The organism is Vibrio sp. R11-SG3-ISO9 (genome assembly GCF_059834255.1).
The window spans coordinates 26075-43531 of the sequence record NZ_JCBDGU010000028.1 but is presented as its reverse complement, the minus strand read 5'-3'; the positions used below and the strand labels follow the sequence as shown (position 1 = coordinate 43531).

Here is a 17457-nt window from a genome sequence, read left to right as displayed (position 1 = left end):
TGTTTGCCTCATCAGCGACAAGGGGCTAAGTTTTCGAGTCATATCTATTTGTGAAATAACAAATTACATAATTTTATCGGGTTGAATGTCGTTACTGATGTAATAATATTAATGGGAAATAGATAAGCAGAAGAGCATACAGTTTATGAAAGTTAATAGGCACTTTAGCCTAACCTTTGTTTTTGGCTTTCCCGCCATTATTATCAGCATGTTGCTTGCGCTTATCGCTAAAAATCACCTCGATGCGGTAGAGAAAGAAGTTACGTATGAATATCAAAGAATCATTGATGCGTTTGAACGAACGACAACGGTTGTTACTGCTCTCGACTACAGCTTCTCTAATTACTACAAATCCAGTAACCCTCTCTTCTTAGACCACAATAAGACCGTGGTAGATGGCGTGTGCCGTATATGGCCGATTGATGGCTTGTTGCTTGCCGACGGTAAAACCGCAGATATCCCTTCCGTTGATATTAACTATATGTTGGTTGGCAATGAGTCGCTGTGTTCTGAATTGAGTGATGCCTATCGAAGTGCCAGTGAGAAAGTGGCGCTCGCCCCCATTCTCTCTTTCTTAGCGCAATTAGATGATTACTACTTTGGCGTTCACTTTATTGATGCTAAGGGGTATGTGATCTCTTCACCTGAGGATTTCGCCAAAGGCTTAGGGAAAGAGCTCTTGTCGACAATTAAGAGCCGCCCATATTGGCAGAGAACAGCCAACAATCCAGATCTGTTAACCCTAGCAGGCCCTACTTATCGAACTGATACGTTGGATAGAGTGATTAGCATGACGATACCGGTATTTTACAAAGGCCGTCATCAAGGCATGCTCTCTGTGGATATTGATTCGGGTAAGCTACTGACGTCACAGAGCCATCTACTTGCCGGCCAGATAAATATTGTTGACTTGACTCATGTATTGCCGCCTGACGACGCAGTGTGGATTCAGCCTTTGGAATTAAATGGTGTTGCTGCACATCATATGATCTTTTATCAACTTGACGTGATGAAAGAGCTGAAAGGTTTTGTTAAGACGGAAACCGATAGTGTCTTTGTCGCGCTCACTGTGTATCTGTTCATGGTAATGATCTTTTTCTACATCAACAGCACAATTGAAAAGGGCTACTTTAAAGAACTTGCGGCCAAAGATCCGATGACAGGTTTGCTCAATCGACGTGGGTTAGAGGCATTCTGGCGTAATGTTCAACATGACGAGCTGTTCGTGCTGGTGGTGTTTGACATCGATAACTTTAAAAGCATTAACGATACCTTCGGTCACGATAAAGGCGATGAAGTGATTCGTTATATGGCGCGTCAGATCCACAATGGGATTCGTAGTAGTGATGTTGGCGCTCGGTTTGGTGGAGAGGAGTTCGTGGTCTACCTAAGGGGAGAAGAGCGCCAGACGTTGAAGAATATCCTCCACCGTGTGAAGACTGCAATTTGTGAACAGTCGACCCATGTTATCGAAGGAGGCTTCACGGTTTCCGGTGGTGCTTGCATTGTTGAGTCTGAAAGCACTCACTTGAACTTTGACGAAGTGTTTAAGTGTGCGGATGAGAAGCTGTATCTTGCGAAAACGACAGGTAAGAACAAGATTGTATTCTAGTGTTCAGAGCGACGTTGAATGTCGCTCTATCGACGAATACATTGTTTTGAGGGGCTAGGTTATCGGAGCTGCTAACAGTTTATCTTGGTAGCGCTGAATGTGTTCTACGATTGGTGCTGCCTTTTTAAAGGTACGGATTTCACGGAAGATCTCTTCCGCTTCTGGGTACTCTTTACGAAGATAAACAAACCACTGTTTCACACGGTTAGGGTAGTAAAGCCCTTTGTCGCCCTCAATTTCAAACTCAGAATAGCGCAACAGCAATGCTAATACCTCTTTCCAAGGCATAGGCTGGTGGTTGTGTTTTACAACGTTACCTAAATTTGGAACATTAAACGCGCCACGGCACACCATTAGGGAGTCTATACCTGTCGCTTTAATACAGTTCTGACCATCTTGGTAGTTCCAAATCTCACCATTGGCAATGAGTGGTAGCGTCGTCTTCTGACGGATCTGGTTGATGTAATCCCACTTAATCTCAGAGGCTTTGTAACCTCCAGTTTTAGTGCGGGCGTGGACTGTTAACTCATCAGCTTTCGCTTGCTCAATGGCATCGACAATCTCAAAACACTCTTCAGGATCTTCCCAACCAAGGCGAATTTTAGCTGATACAGGGATATGTTCAGGCACTGCCTCGCGACATGCTTTCACGACCTTGTAGATGAGGTCGGGCTCTTTGAGTAGAGACGCACCACCATTACTCTTATTAACCGCCTTAGCCGGACAGCCGAAGTTAAGGTCAATACCTTTAGCACCAAGGTTTGCTGCCTGAACAGCATTTTGTGCCATCCATTCTGGATGTTGACCAAGCAGTTGTACGTGAACAGGGACACCAGCCATAGTCTGAGAGCCTTGGTGCAGCTCTGGACATAGACGATGAAAGACGTGCGGTGGTAGCAGCTGATCGGTGACGCGAACGAATTCCGTCACACAAAGATCGTAGTCGTTGATTTCTGTGAGGATCTCTCGCATTAGGTGGTCTAACACACCCTCCATCGGGCCTAGTATTACTCGCATATCGAACTACCGAAACATCTCTGTCCTGAAAATAAAGAGGCGTGATTGTACGGTGTCCCTTGCTGATTGTCACTATTGGTGCGTTTTCAGGAAATTTACCTCATCTTGGTAAATTCAGACAAAGGTAAACTGTGCAGATGGACGATAACGAGTATACTTAGCGCAAATCTCATATGAACGATGAAGTATTAATGACATATCAACTATTAAAACAAGATGGCTTGCCGCAAGAGTGTACGCCTCAGTTTGTTGAAGGTGCAATCTTGGCATCTAACCTTGCTACTAAGCCACTAGACCCGAAAGAGTGGCTGGCTGTGATCTCGCCAGAAGCAGAAGAGAGCTTCATCGGTTTGGTGACTGAACAGATTAACCGTCAACATAATCTAATTCAGCGCAGTGAATACTTACTGACAGAGGTTCTTGCTGAAGGTGATTTCAATGAGCAATTTGCGGATTTCGCTGAAGGTTTTATGATGGTTTGGCCGACTGTGGAAGAGCAGTGGCAACAAGCGAATATGGCTGACGGTACACTGAGAATGCTTCAAGCCCTTCTGACGACACTGATGTTAGCAATCGATGAAGAACAGACTCAGCAGCAAATGGTAGCCGCAGGACTGGAAAATCCACCTGCGCTTGTAGATTTAGTTGGTCAAGTTGATTTAATGGTTAACGAAGTAGCATTGGCTGCAGATGAAGCCATGTTAGGTAACAAAGCTCAAAGCGTAAACCCGTTTAAAAATATTGGCCGAAATGATCCTTGCCCATGTGAAAGCGGCAAGAAGTTCAAGCAGTGCTGCGGTCGAGTACAAGCTTAGTTTTAAACTAACGGCTCGCTAAACAGAAAAACAAAAAAGTCGACCTTATCGGTCGACTTTTTTATTGGTATTTCAAATTTCGCCTATTTCGATTTAGCGAATTGAGAGATCACGATGAAACCCAGTGCAATCAGGTTACCTGCGAAAATCACCACCAACCATTGTGGCATTGATAAACCAACAAACTGCCATACAACTTTAGCGCAGTCGCCGTAAGCCTCAAACATCCAAGGTGCCCATTCATTCAATGGTGCCCAGCTTGGGAAAGTCACGAATAGATCACAGGTTGCGAAAGGAGATGGGTTGAACTGATAGTCGACGTGCTCGAGCGATAACATTAAACCTTTGTAGGCTCCGAATCCCCATCCAGCCAAGCCCAGCCAACGTACTATAGGGTTGTTAGGTGCGATAGCGCCAATCATTGCAGCAACACCAATGGCGAGCATAGCAATTCGCTCATAGATGCACATAACGCATGGGCCAAGCATCATAACGTGTTGGAAGAACAACGCACATGCTTCAAAGAAGATTACGAAGCCAAGTAACAATAGCCAAGAAAGTCGGCCTTTAGAGAAATCTTTGAGCATTACAAGAAAGTTCACGAATTTAGTCCTTCAATAAAATTAAAAAAGCCCTGATTACTCAGAGCTTTTTATCTTGGATAAGTTTCCTAATCAATGATTATTTTTCATTACTTAGATTCACTTATTAGCTTTACGACACGTTATGGCGATTAGTGGCCGTTTGAAATCACAGAGGTCACTTCACCAGTGTGTTGCACAATCCAACCTGCATCGTAGAACCAAGCTGTCATTGGCTCAACAAAGAACACGATACCTGCAAGACCAACTAGAGCCAGTACGATAGTGTAAGGCAATGCCATGATTACCATACGGCCGTAAGATAGGCGGATAAGTGGTGCTAGAGCAGAAGTCAGCAGGAATAGGAAGGCTGCTTGACCATTTGGTGTTGCAACTGAAGGTAGGTTAGTACCTGTGTTGATTGCTACTGCTAGTAGGTCGAACTGGTCGCGGCTGATGATGCCTTCAACTAGCGCAGTTTTCACTTCGTTGATGTAAACCGTACCAACGAATACGTTATCCGATACCATAGATAAGATACCATTCGCTACATAGAACAGGGCAAGCTGTGCCCCTTTGTCTTCTACGTGAAGTACCGCATCGATAACAGGCTTAAATAGACCTTGGTCGATGATTACAGCAACGATTGAGAAGAATACAGCAAGTAGAGCGGTAAATGGCAGTGCCTCTTCAAACGCTTTACCCATAGAGTGCTCTTCGATTACACCTGTGAACGCAGTTGCTAGGATGATAACAGATAGACCAATCAGGCCTACTTCAGCTACGTGTAGAGCAAGACCTACGATTAGCCATACTGCAATTGCGCCTTGAACCCAAAGCTTCGCGATGTCTTGCTTAGTGCGGCTTGCTTTCTGCGTGTTATCAAACTCAACAAGGATTTGACGAACGTTAGCAGGCAGTTTTGCACCGTAGCCAAAGATTTTTAGCTTCTCAACTAGCGCACACGTGATGATACCGCAGATGAATACTGGCAGAGTTACCGGCAACATACGGATGATGAATTCGCCGAATTCCCAACCCGCTTGTTTAGCGATAACCAAGTTTTGAGGTTCGCCTACCATAGTCATTACACCACCTAAGGCTGTACCAACACCTGCGTGCATAAGCAGTGAACGAAGGAACGCACGGTAGTCTTCAAGGTCTTCACGAGTCAGTTCTGAAATCTCTTCATCATGAGTGTGGTCGTGTGCTGAGTTAGAGCCTTTGCCTGAAGCCACTTTGTGGTAGATAGAGTAGAAGCCTACAGCCACACTGATTACTACTGCGATAACCGTTAGTGCATCTAGGAACGCTGACAAGAATGCAGCTGCAATACAGAATGCAACAGAAAGTAGAATCTTAGAACGGATGCCAAGCAGTATCTTTGTGAAGATAAAGAGCAAGAGCTCTTTCATGAAGTAGATACCGGCAACCATGAAGACGAGTAAGAGTAATACTGGTAGGTTGGCTTGGATTTCGTGGTAAACCATTTCAGGTTTGGTCATGCCAATTGCGATAGCTTGAATAGCCAACAGACCACCCGGTTGAAGAGGGTAACACTTGAGCGCCATTGCCAGCGTAAAAATAAATTCTACGACTAATAGCCAACCCGCAACAAATGGATCAACGAGGAAAAAAACAAATGGGTTGATGATTAAAAACGAAATGATGGCAACTTTATACCAATCAGGAGCCTTACCAAGAAAGTTCTTGATGAAAGCGTTTCCGAGAGACATCGGCATGTTAATACTCTTTTATGTTGATTATGAATTGACAAGCAATACAACATTCGAGCTATAGAAATTTGTTAAAAACTATAACTAACAGTGACTTAGAAAAACTACATTCCATGTAATGTTCTGTGGCCTTGCCAAGTCACTCCCTTAGAAACTCGTGCACTGCTCATTTTTGAGCGCAACTCTACTCTTAGATAACATTTAGTCAACAGGAAATGCTCTGTTGGCCTAAAAATACCTCTTTTTTGTTGAAAAACGCGATCAAAGTAGCGCAAGCATAACACTAAAATTGTGAGAAAAACCGACTAGAATCAATATTTGCGTGAAATGATTGAAATTTACATAATAATCTCACCTTATGTTCGATTATTACAACTTAATATTGCATTTTAATAGATCTAAAAATATGAGCTATATCTCTGATTTAATTGATAAAATGTTGTGTTAAATTTTTGTTTAATTTGATGTTATACCTTGCAGCGATATTAGACTAAAGGTGCAAACGTGTGCTGCAATTTAGAGTTTTAGCTCTATTGTGAGTTTGATGTCAGTAAACTTTTCGAGGTGTTTCCGCGAGGCGCTAACTAGTGGTATGATGAGTCAATTAAAGCAAAATAATTAAATTGGATTGAAGTGTAGATGGTCATTAAGGCGAAGAGCCCGGCAGGATTTGCAGAGAAGTATATTATTGAAAGTATTTGGAATGGCCGTTTTCCCCCTGGCTCAATCCTACCAGCGGAACGTGAGCTGTCTGAATTAATAGGTGTTACCCGTACCACACTACGTGAAGTATTGCAGCGTCTAGCCCGTGACGGTTGGTTGACGATTCAACATGGTAAGCCAACTAAGGTGAACCAGTTCATGGAAACGTCGGGTCTGCATATTCTAGACACGCTAATGACGCTAGACGTTGATAATGCGACTAACATCGTAGAAGACTTGCTTGCAGCACGTACAAATATCAGCCCTATCTTTATGCGTTATGCATTTAAGGCGAACAAAGAAAACTCTGAACGTACGATCATCAATGTGATTGAATCATGTGAAGCACTACTTGCGTCTAAAACATGGGATGAGTTTGTAGAGTCTTCTCCATACGCAGAAAAAATTAAGCATGCAGTAAAAGAAGACAACGAAAAAGACGAAGAGAAACGCCAAGCGATTCTTATCGCTAAAACGTTCAACTTCTACGATTACATGTTGTTCCAACGCCTTGCGTTCCATTCAGGTAACCAAATCTACGGTTTGATTTTTAATGGCGTTCGTAAGCTTTACGATCGTATCGGTAGCTACTACTTCTCTAACCCAGAAGCGCGTCGCCTAGCGATGGATTTCTATAAAGAGCTACTAGTAATCTGTGAGAGCGGTGAACGTGAAAACTTGCCTCTAGTGATTCGTAACTACGGTGTTGCAAGTGGACAGATTTGGAACGAAATGAAAACGACACTGCCAACGAACTTTACTGAAGACGATAGCTAATAAATACAGCCAATAGTCTAAGTGCTGCGAACAAACAAAAACGGCGAGCTATCTGATAGCTCGCCGTTTTTATTCTCGTTTACCGTTTTGCTAACAGGGATAGACTTACCCAGTAAACTCTTCTGAATCAGGACGCTGAGAGAACTGAACACCGCTTAAGAAGTTGCACAATAGTTGGTCTTCACACGTCTTGTAGTTCTTGTTGTTCGGCTTACGGAAGTAGGCGCCGATTTCGTACTTGCTGAGGCTAATTCCCATCACTTCTAATGCATCCAGTACATCTTCAGCCTTCATGTTTAATGCAATACGCAGTTTCATGAAAATCATGTTGTTAGTCAGTGATACTTCTGGTTTCGGTTGTTCGCCTTCTTTCTTACCACGCTTAAGATTGATGAAACCATTTAGGAAGATTGCCAGCTCTTTATCTTTCATTTTTGAGAATGACTTTTCACCTTCGGCTTTGAGCCAGTTGTTCACTTGGTCGTGCGCAACGGTCGTATCTGCTTGTTCAAAAGCTTTGATGATTTGAGCGTTCTTCAGGTTTAGCGCGTGTTTGATGCGGCGCAAGATTTCATTGTTAGTCACAGGAATCCTAATTCGGCAGTGAGTCGAGAATAGCGAGTTTCGTACTTGTACATTAAGCGTATTTTCGACTGAAAAGTTGAGGGGGGGAATGTATCAGAGAATGTGGGATATCAACAGAAATTAAAAATCCCCATGCATTGCTGCGATGGGGATTTTTAATTCAGTGGTTGGCGTTACATTACACGCATACCTGGCTGTGCACCTTCGTGCGGCTCAAGGATCCATAGGTCGCTGCCACCAGGGCCGGCTGCTAGGATCATGCCTTCAGACATACCAAACTTCATCTTACGAGGTTTAAGGTTTGCCACCATTACAGTTAGCTTGCCTTCTAGCTCTTCAGGTTTGTACGCTGACTTAATGCCAGAGAATACCTGACGAGTTTCACCGCCGATGTCTAGTTGGAACTTAAGCAGTTTGTTTGCTTTTGGCACTTCTTCACATGAGATGATGCGAGCGATACGCATATCTACTGCTGCGAATGCATCAAATTCAATCTCTTCTGCGATTGGATCTTTGTCTAGCTCAGTTTGGCTCGCCTTGTTCTTTTCCGCTTCGGCTTTCTCTTTCGCTGCAACTTCTGCTGCGGCGTCTTCTTTAGAAGCTTCAATCATCGCTTCAACCTTCTTAGGGTCGATACGGCTGAACAGTGCTTTGAACTTAGTGATCTCGTGGCCTGTCAGTGGTGCAGCCATGCCTTCCCAAGTCAGTTCTTGGTTCAGGAATGCTTCAGTACGTGCTGCTAGCTCAGGCATTACCGGTTTCAGGTACGTGATCAGAACGCGGAATAGGTTAATACCAACAGAACAGATGTCTTGCAGTTCTTGGTCTTTACCTTCTTCTTTCGCGACAACCCACGGTGCTTTTTCGTCAACGTATTGGTTTGCTTTGTCTGCTAGTGCCGTGATTTCGCGGATTGCACGACCAAATTCGCGAGTTTCGTAAAGCTCAGCAATACGATCAGCAGCTGCAACAAATTCGTTGTACAGTTCTGGCTCTGCGAAGTTGTCAGATAGCTTGCCTTCAAAACGCTTAGTGATGAAACCTGCGTTACGCGATGCAAGGTTAACAATCTTGTTTACTACGTCAGCGTTTACACGTTGAGTGAAGTCTTCAAGGTTTAGATCTAGGTCATCAATGCGGCTGTTTAGCTTAGCTGCGTAGTAGTAGCGTAGACATTCTGGATCTAGGTGATCTAGGTAAGTCGCTGCTTTGATGAACGTACCTTTAGACTTAGACATCTTAGCGCCGTTTACCGTCACGTAGCCGTGTACGAATACGTTATTTGGCTTACGGAAACCAGAACCTTCTAGCATTGCAGGCCAGAATAGAGAGTGGAAGTACACGATGTCTTTACCGATGAAGTGGTAAAGTTCAGTTGTGCTGTCTTTCTTCCAGTATTCGTCGAAGTCTAGACCTTCAGTCTTGTTACATAGGTTCTTGAATGAAGCCATGTAGCCAACAGGTGCGTCTAGCCATACGTAGAAGAATTTGTCTTTCTCGCCTGGGATTTCGAAGCCGAAGTATGGCGCGTCACGTGAGATATCCCACTGTTGTAGACCAGACTCAAACCACTCTTGCATCTTGTTCGCAGTTTCAGCTTGAAGTGAACCAGAGCGAGTCCACTCTTGTAGCATGCTTTCGAACTGAGGTAGGTCGAAGAAGAAGTGCTCAGAGTCTTTCATCTCTGGTGTTGCGCCAGATACTGCAGACTTAGGATCGATCAGCTCTGTTGGGCTGTAAGTTTCGCCACAGTTATCACAGTTGTCGCCGTATTGATCTTCTGACTTACATTTAGGACATGTACCTTTTACGAAACGATCCGGTAGGAACATCTCTTTCTCAGGGTCGAATAGCTGAGAGATAGTGCGGCTAGAGATAAAGCCGTTCTTTTTAAGCTCTAGGTAGATGTGTGAAGCCAGCTCACGGTTCTCTTCTGAGTGTGTGCTGTGGTAGTTATCAAAGCTAATATCGAAGCCAGCGAAGTCTTTCTGGTGCTCTTCACTTACAGCAGCGATCATCTCTTCTGGTGTAATACCCATCTGTTGTGCTTTTAGCATGATTGGCGTGCCGTGAGCATCGTCAGCACAGATGAAGTTTACAGTGTTGCCGCGTAGGCGTTGGTAGCGCACCCAAATGTCAGCTTGAATGTGCTCAAGCATGTGACCTAGGTGAATCGAACCATTAGCATACGGAAGGGCACAAGTGACCAGTAGTTTCCTTGAATCAAGAGTTCTTGGATCGTTTGCCATACTTAAATTTCGCTTCTTTTTGATGGGTATAAATTTGATGTGTAATACTACTTTATAACAGGTGTCACGCCAAGGTATCAAATTGACGAATCCCTTAGTTTTTTAAGGGTTCAGTCTTTCGTCAGCGGGTGATAGCATAAATCAAAAAAAGGAGCCCCAATGCGTAACTTCACATCAAAGCAAGATTTTTGTTCTTGGCTGAATGAGTTTGAATCTGTACTTCTAATCCCAGAATGGGCATCGCAACCGAATATGGTGACGGTAGACCCAAAGGGTTCATTTATCATTACGCTTCCATTTGCGGCCAATAGCTTGGTAGAAGAGCTATCACACTGGATATCACATCAAATCGCTGACCAGAAAGTCGCTGGGTTCGACTTTGAAGTTCGAATTAAGCCTGCTGCACTTGAAACAACCGTATCAAGCCCTGTGAAAGGCGTGAAAAATATCATTGCGGTGACGTCTGCTAAAGGGGGCGTTGGTAAATCAACAACCTCAGTGAACTTAGCGTTAGCACTCTCAAAGTCAGGCGCTAAAGTTGGTCTATTGGATGCAGATATTTACGGTCCTTCTGTGCCTATGATGCTTGGCCAAATGCAAGCGAAACCAGAAGTGCGTGACAATAAATGGATGATTCCTATTGAAGCTCATGGGATCTTCACTCACTCAATTGGTTACTTGGTATCAAAAGACGATGCCGCTATCTGGCGTGGTCCAATGGCTGCGAAAGCTCTTGGCCAGATCATGAATGAAACGGTATGGCCGGATCTGGATTATCTGGTGATCGATATGCCGCCGGGTACAGGTGACATTCAACTGACTCTGTCTCAGCAAATCCCGGTGACAGGGGCGATTGTTGTGACTACACCGCAAGACCTTGCTTTAGCGGATGCTCGTAAAGGTGTCGCGATGTTTGACAAAGTAGGCGTGCCGGTTGCGGGCCTTGTAGAGAATATGAGCTACCATATCTGTAGCCACTGTGGTGAAAAAGAGCATATCTTTGGTTCTGGTGGCGCTGAAGCTATGGCTGTTGAATTTAGCCTTGATATTCTTGCTCAGATCCCTCTGCACATCGATGTCCGTGAAGATATTGATGCGGGAATGCCAACTGTAGTGCGTCGACCTGACAGCGAGCATACACGTCATTACCTCGATTTGGCCGAAAATGTAGCCTGTAAGATGTACTGGACGGGCAAAGTGAAACCAGAAGCGATTAACTTCTCAATGGTTGAGTAGTTTATAATTTATACAGAGTGTGCAAGTGGTTGATGGGCACTGGTCATTAAGCAAACGTTTATTTTGATTTAATCCATTTGGATCATCAATTTGACGGTATTTTGCTGAAATGGCGACTAGAATCTATAGAGCTTAGCCCCTATAATCAGGCGGTTTATCTATTCCCATCACCAAAACCATATCGGGTGCAAAATAATGTCTGATAATAATCAATGTGTCATCGTAGGTATCGCTGGCGCTTCAGCTTCAGGAAAAAGTCTGATTGCTAGTACTATTTATAATGAGTTGCGCGAAAAAGTAGGCGACCATCAAATTGGTGTTATCACGGAAGATTGCTACTACAGCGACCAAAGCCACTTGAGTATGGAAGAGCGTGTTAAAACAAACTACGACCACCCAAATGCATTAGATCACGATCTACTGTGTGAGCATCTTAAAGAGCTAATGAACGGCAACGCGGTTGAAGTTCCAGAATACAGCTACTCTGAGCACACACGTACTTCTGAAACGACTACACTTACTCCAAAGAAAGTGATCATTTTAGAAGGTATCCTACTGCTAACAGACCCACGTCTACGTGAACTGATGCACGCGAGTGTTTTCATGGATACACCACTAGACATCTGTCTACTGCGTCGTGTTAAGCGTGATGTTGAAGAGCGTGGTCGTACGATGGACTCTGTACTGAAGCAATATCAAGAGACAGTACGTCCTATGTTTATGCAGTTCATTGAGCCATCAAAGCAGCATGCCGATATTATCGTCCCTCGTGGTGGTAAAAACCGTATCGCAATCGACGTTTTGAAAGCTCACATTGCTAAGCTATTAAAGGCGTAGTCGGTACCATCTGACAAAAGTAAGAATTTAGTTATAAGTTCTTAACTTAGCTTTATTTTTTATCGAATAAGTGGCACTTTTATAGTGCCACTTTCTTTTGGAATCTAAGCAAGGAATATGCGGATGAAGAAACTACTCATTTTCATAGCTATCCCAGTTGTTGTCGTTATCGCGGCGATTCTGGCGCTAGTGCTGTTAGTGAATCCCAACCAATTTAAACCACTGATTGTCGAACAAGCCCAAAAACACACCGGTTTAGAGCTTGTGATTGAAGGTGACATCAGCTGGCAATTTTTCCCATCGATTGGTTTTGAACTAGGAAAGACAGAACTGCGTAATCCGCAGGGCTTTACTCAACCTAACTTATTCAAAGTTGATACCGTCGGCGTTGATATCTCTGTTACACCTCTCTTTAGCAATCAACTTGAGATCGGTAACGTTACGCTGGATGGCGCAGAATTCTATTTAGAAACTCTAAAAGATGGCAGTAAGAACATTGACGCGCTAACACAGGCTCAAACCGCTGCTACTCCTGCAGAAGAAACAACAACTCAACCAGAAGAAGCGCCCACTGCGCCACAAGAAAGTGCAGCCTCAAACTGGACGATTAACCTCGCCGGTGTGACTGTATCGAATGCATTGTTCGAGATGGATGACAAACAAGCTGGTTCATTTATCAAGCTATATGATGTGGCGTTTAACCTATCTGAATTCGCGGCTGATACGTGGACTACAGCGACTTTCTCCGCATCTGGTGAGAACAATCAGCAGAAGTTCTCAGCGCAAGGCAGTGCAGACTTGAAGCTGGCAAAAGGCTTCGCGAGCTATGCGCTGCGTAATATAGACTTGAATGCGACCTTTAGCGATCCAAGTACTCAAATTGAGTCGGCTAAGATTGGTCTTAATACGTTCGAGTTCGACAAAGTGAATAACTTAACATATAGCGTTGTGGGTAATGCTGCGGGTATGGAACTGGATCTGAAAGGCGCTGGTGAACTGTCAGTTGATAGCGCGATTTCAAAAGTTGTGCTTAACAAGCTAACTCTAGACTCTACGTTTAAAGGTGATGCACTTCCTCAATCACCAATGAAAGTCGATATGCTATCTGATCTGAGTTTTGATCTAACTAAGAGTCACTTGAGCTTTGTATTAGAGAAGCTTCAAGCGAACAGCATCGCACTTGACGGTAAAGCAGATGTGACGCTCTCCGAGATTCCTAAGGTACGCTTCTCTCTTCATAGTCCGAATATTGATTTGGACGAGTTCTTAGGTTTGGGTAGCGCTTCTGATTCGTCAGCAGCCTCACAGCCAGCTAAAGAAGCTGAATCTTCAGCACCTGCGAAAGAAGTAGAACCGGACTTAACAGCCTTGAAAACGCTTGATGTTAAAGGCGATATTACAATTGATAAATTCAAAGCTAATAACGCTCGTATGCAGAATGTAAAAGCGGCATTCTCGGTTAATCGTGGTGTGGCAAAACTAGAGTCATTCACGTCTAACCTTTATGAAGGCTCTATTTCTGCGACAGCGACTCTGGATGCTCGTAAGTCACCAGCGTCATACACGGCTAAGAAAGCAATCAAGGGCGTTAAGGTTCAACCATTGCTGGTGGATGTTGCGGATAACGATATGCTCGAAGGTACTGGTAACATTGACGTGAATGTTTCTGGTAAGAGCCTAACTCCAACCGGTATCAAGCAGAATCTAGTGGGTACTATTGCTATCAACTTTGCCGATGGTGCCGTGAACGGTATCAACGTAGCACAGCTGATTCGTGAGAACTATGCGAAGATCAAGGGTGAGAAGTACGACGAGAGCGAAGGTGTTCAAAAGACCGATTTCAGTGCGATGAAGGCGACACTAAAAGTCGACAAAGGTTGGGTATCAACTAACGACCTTTCAGCGCAATCACCTCTGCTGCGTGTAACTGGTTCAGGTAAGGCTAACTTCATCAAGGAGACCGTTGATTTCCTAGTGCGCACCTCTATTGTAGGCTCACTGGAAGGTCAGGGGGGCAAGAGCATTGATGACCTTAAAGATGTGACGATTCCAATTAAGGTTACAGGTGCTTGGACAGATCCTAAGTTTAGCTTAGTGTTCGACGACGTATTGAAACAGAAAGCTCAGAAAGAGATCGACCGTGGTGTTGAGAAACTCACGGATAAGATCAAAGATGAGAAAACCAAGGAAGCAGTAGATGGACTCCTAAAAGGTCTGTTTAACTAATCCGTTTTTAGTCTGATATAAACGAAGCGCCACTCTTTAATTAGGAGTGGCGCTTTTTAATTTAAACGTCTAAAACGGAGGTTTTCTAAGACATCGGCCTTTGTTATAGAAAGTAACACGGACAAAGTCGTCATCTTCCCGAGTCGAGGATCTCAGTTCGAAGGTTATTACCAGTCAACGCCTTGCAGAGCTTTAACCCCTGATTCAAAAGCATGTTTGACATTACGTACCTCTGAAACCGTATCTGCCATCTCCGTCAGTGTGCGGTGAGCGCCACGACCTGTAATGATCACTGATTGCATCTTCGGTCGGTTATTTAGTGCTTCAACAACCTCATCGAGTTCAATGTAACCGTAACTAACCATGTACGTTAGCTCATCAAACAGAATCACATCCAATGACTCGTCAGCAAGCATACGCTTACACTCTGTCCAAACGCGTTGTGCAGCTTCAATATCTTTGGCTTTGTTTTGCGTTTCCCAAGTGAAGCCAGTACCCATCACCTGAAATTCAACATCGAGCTTCTCAAGTACGTTTTTTTCGCCGTTGTCCCATGTTCCTTTAACGAATTGAGCAACAGCACATTTTTTACCGTGACCAACAGCACGAGTAATGGTACCAAAGCCTGAAGTTGACTTGCCTTTACCATTGCCCGTAATAACAAGCAGTAGGCCTTTAACTTCCTGAGCAGCGGCAACACGAGCATCAACTTGTTCTTTAACTTTCTGTTGGCGGGCCTTATGGCGCTGTTCTTTGTTGTCTTCAGTCGACATAACTCTTCCTTATAATTTGTGATTAGCACTATCATAGCTTAAGTTAACACTATCAAAAACCATCGAAAGAACAGGTGATTAGGGATGAAAAAGATACTGGTAGTCTGTATGGGGAATATCTGTCGCTCACCAACAGGCGAAGCGATATTGCGTGCTAAAGCCAAGTCTATGGGGATCGAGGTTGAGGTAGACTCCGCTGGTACAATCGGTTTCCACCAAGGAAACCCACCAGATCCACGTTCCAAAGCGGCTGGTGAGGCTAGGGGTTATAGCTTTAAAGGAATTCGCTCTCGCAAAGTAGTGGCACAAGATTTTGATACGTTCGACCTAATTTTAGCTGCAGATAGAGCGAACTTAACAGACTTAGAATCTCAATGCCCGGCTCACTTACAGTATAAATTGGCTCTGTTTCTAAGCTTTGGTGAATCGAGTTATGAGGAAATTCCTGATCCTTACTATGGAGAGGGGGATGGCTTTGAGTTGGTTCTCGATCTAATTGAAGAGTCGAGTGAAGCGGTACTGAGATCCCTTTAAGAAGTGGAGGTTCCGTTTTATTAAACCGATACAAAAATGCCGACGTTTATCGTCGGCATTTTTTATTCTTATCTATGTAAAGCCATCAGCTGTTACTTAGACATAACCTTGTAGATAGGGTCTTCTGCAACGTTTGCTTCAACCAAGCTACCTGCTTTGTGCAGCATAGCAACACAGTCTTGGCTTAGGTGACGTAGATGCAGTGTTTTACCCTGTGCTGCGTAACGCTCAGCAATAGTATCGATCGCTTCGATCGCTGAGTGGTCAGTTACACGAGAGTTTGCGAAGTCTACGATAACGTCTTGAGGATCTTCTTGAGCGTTAAATAGCTCTAGGAAGTTCGCTGTAGAACCGAAGAAGATCGGGCCGTTCACTTTGTACTCTTTTGAGCCTTCTTCGTTGATGCAAGTATCTGCGTAGATGTGCTTAGCGTGCTGCCAAGCGAACATTAGCGCAGAAGCGATAACACCAACAAATACAGCAACTGCAAGGTCAGTCATTACAGTAACAACCGTTACTAGAACGATAACAAAGAAGTCTTGTTTTGGTACGCGGCGCGCAAGCTTGAACGTTGCCCATTCGAATGTACCGATAACAACCATGAACATTACGCCCACAAGTGCTGCTAGAGGAATCATTTCAATTAGCGACGATGCGAATAGGATGAACATCAGTAGTGCAACTGCAGCAACGATACCTGATAGACGACCACGACCACCAGAGTTTACGTTGATCATCGATTGACCAATCATCGCACAACCACCCATCGCGCCAAATACTGAACACGTTACGTTAGCCATGCCTTGACCAACACACTCACGGTTTGATTGGCCACGAGTGTTTGTCATTTCATCAAGCACTGTCAGAGTCAGTAGCGATTCAATTAGACCAATTGCCGCCAGAATTACTGCGTAAGGCAAGATGATGTAAATCGTTTCTAGGTTAAATGGTACTGCTGGAATCGAGAATGTTGGTAGAGAGCCTGCAAGCGTTGCAGCATCGTCACCAGACATAGTACGTAGGAAGTCAACTACTGTACGTGTTTCTAGATCTAAACCAACCACTAGCGCTGTCACAGTCACGATAGCAACCAGTGAAGAAGGCACTGCAGTCGTAAACTTAGGCAAGAAGTGGATGATAGCCATAGTTAGAGCTACCAGACCAAGCATAAGTGTCATTTGGTCTGTTGGAAGCCAAGTTAGCGCGCCAGTGATGTCTGGTGCTTTAAACTGGCCAAGTTGAGCAAGGAAGATAACAATCGCCAAACCGTTCACAAAACCGATCATTACTGGGTGTGGAACGATACGAATAAATTTACCGAGCTTGAATAGACCCGCAGCTATCTGTAGAAGACCCGCCAGCATGATAGCGGCAAAGAGGTATTGAACACCGTGAGTCGCAACTAGGCTAACCATTACAACGGCCATTGCGCCTGTTGCACCAGAGATCATGCCAGGACGACCGCCGAAGATAGAAGTGATAAGACCGACGATGAATGCTGCGTATAGACCAACCATTGGGTCAACACCAGCAACAAAGGCGAATGCAACGGCTTCAGGTACTAGAGCAAGTGCTACAGTAAGACCTGAAAGAACGTCATTCTTTACAGAGTGCTTTGAAAATTGTGGGAATTCGAACATGTGTGCTCAGCTATGCTTTAAATGGATTTACCGACACGAACATATTGCGGAGCTAAACAGGTGTATAAAAGAGCGGCAATAGCTAAGTGTCGAAAAAGATAAGTGCGCGAATCCTACCCAAAAATGTGATTAAGTTC

The 17457-nt window shown here is 44.2% G+C and carries 14 protein-coding genes; 7 read left to right on the top strand and 7 right to left on the bottom strand.

From position 1 onward, the window contains the following. Window positions 1-145 precede the first annotated feature (145 nt). Entirely contained in the window at window positions 146-1612 is a 1467-nt protein-coding gene (locus tag AC6R05_RS08680; protein WP_500647160.1) for a sensor domain-containing diguanylate cyclase, read from the top strand. A 54-nt stretch (window positions 1613-1666) separates the two neighbouring features. On the opposite strand, the gene dusC is transcribed toward AC6R05_RS08680, so the two are convergent. Beyond that, window positions 1667-2629, bottom strand: a complete 963-nt coding sequence (gene dusC, locus AC6R05_RS08675) for a tRNA dihydrouridine(16) synthase DusC (protein ID WP_500647159.1) — start codon at window positions 2627-2629, stop codon at window positions 1667-1669. Between the two features lie 191 nt (window positions 2630-2820). On the opposite strand from dusC, the gene AC6R05_RS08670 reads away from it, so the two are divergent. After that, window positions 2821-3444, top strand: coding sequence for a YecA/YgfB family protein (locus tag AC6R05_RS08670; RefSeq protein WP_500647158.1), 624 nt, complete (start codon window positions 2821-2823; stop codon window positions 3442-3444). An 83-nt stretch (window positions 3445-3527) separates the two neighbouring features. Here AC6R05_RS08670 and dsbB read toward each other — a convergent pair whose 3' ends face one another. Next, window positions 3528-4031: a disulfide bond formation protein DsbB gene (gene dsbB / locus AC6R05_RS08665; RefSeq protein ID WP_032552225.1), complete on the bottom strand. Its 504-nt coding sequence runs from the start codon at window positions 4029-4031 to the stop codon at window positions 3528-3530. 146 nt (window positions 4032-4177) lie between these two features. Next, window positions 4178-5767: a Na(+)/H(+) antiporter NhaB gene (gene nhaB / locus AC6R05_RS08660; RefSeq protein ID WP_032552020.1), complete on the bottom strand. Its 1590-nt coding sequence runs from the start codon at window positions 5765-5767 to the stop codon at window positions 4178-4180. Window positions 5768-6400: 633 nt separating this feature from the next. Between nhaB and fadR the strand changes: the two genes are divergently transcribed. Next, the gene (fadR, locus tag AC6R05_RS08655; RefSeq protein ID WP_032552021.1) at window positions 6401-7240 is read left to right on the top strand and encodes a fatty acid metabolism transcriptional regulator FadR; all 840 of its coding nucleotides are present in this window, start codon (window positions 6401-6403) and stop codon (window positions 7238-7240) included. Window positions 7241-7345: 105 nt separating this feature from the next. On the opposite strand, the gene AC6R05_RS08650 is transcribed toward fadR, so the two are convergent. Together AC6R05_RS08650 and metG are read right to left on the bottom strand one after the other, a co-directional pair. Next, the gene (locus tag AC6R05_RS08650) at window positions 7346-7825 is read right to left on the bottom strand and encodes a YehS family protein (RefSeq protein WP_500647157.1); all 480 of its coding nucleotides are present in this window, start codon (window positions 7823-7825) and stop codon (window positions 7346-7348) included. Window positions 7826-7998: 173 nt separating this feature from the next. Continuing rightward, window positions 7999-10074, bottom strand: coding sequence for a methionine--tRNA ligase (metG, locus tag AC6R05_RS08645; protein WP_500647156.1), 2076 nt, complete (start codon window positions 10072-10074; stop codon window positions 7999-8001). Between the two features lie 159 nt (window positions 10075-10233). On the opposite strand from metG, the gene apbC reads away from it, so the two are divergent. The 3 genes from apbC (at window position 10234) to AC6R05_RS08630 (ending at window position 14373) form a co-directional block, all read left to right on the top strand. Next, on the top strand, window positions 10234-11310 hold the full coding sequence (gene apbC / locus AC6R05_RS08640; protein WP_500647155.1) for an iron-sulfur cluster carrier protein ApbC: 1077 nt from the start codon (window positions 10234-10236) through the stop codon (window positions 11308-11310). A 195-nt stretch (window positions 11311-11505) separates the two neighbouring features. Then, window positions 11506-12147, top strand: a complete 642-nt coding sequence (udk, locus tag AC6R05_RS08635; protein ID WP_032552025.1) for a uridine kinase — start codon at window positions 11506-11508, stop codon at window positions 12145-12147. Window positions 12148-12270: 123 nt separating this feature from the next. Further along, the gene (locus AC6R05_RS08630) at window positions 12271-14373 is read left to right on the top strand and encodes an AsmA family protein (RefSeq protein ID WP_500647154.1); all 2103 of its coding nucleotides are present in this window, start codon (window positions 12271-12273) and stop codon (window positions 14371-14373) included. 167 nt (window positions 14374-14540) lie between these two features. On the opposite strand, the gene cobO is transcribed toward AC6R05_RS08630, so the two are convergent. Beyond that, window positions 14541-15146, bottom strand: coding sequence for a cob(I)yrinic acid a,c-diamide adenosyltransferase (cobO, locus tag AC6R05_RS08625; RefSeq protein ID WP_032552027.1), 606 nt, complete (start codon window positions 15144-15146; stop codon window positions 14541-14543). Between the two features lie 84 nt (window positions 15147-15230). On the opposite strand from cobO, the gene AC6R05_RS08620 reads away from it, so the two are divergent. Next, entirely contained in the window at window positions 15231-15680 is a 450-nt protein-coding gene (locus AC6R05_RS08620) for a low molecular weight protein-tyrosine-phosphatase (RefSeq protein ID WP_500647153.1), read from the top strand. Between the two features lie 92 nt (window positions 15681-15772). Here AC6R05_RS08620 and AC6R05_RS08615 read toward each other — a convergent pair whose 3' ends face one another. Beyond that, window positions 15773-17320 (bottom strand): SulP family inorganic anion transporter, encoded by a 1548-nt coding sequence (locus AC6R05_RS08615; RefSeq protein WP_032552029.1) that lies wholly within the window; start codon window positions 17318-17320, stop codon window positions 15773-15775. Between the last annotated feature and the right edge of the window lie 137 nt (window positions 17321-17457).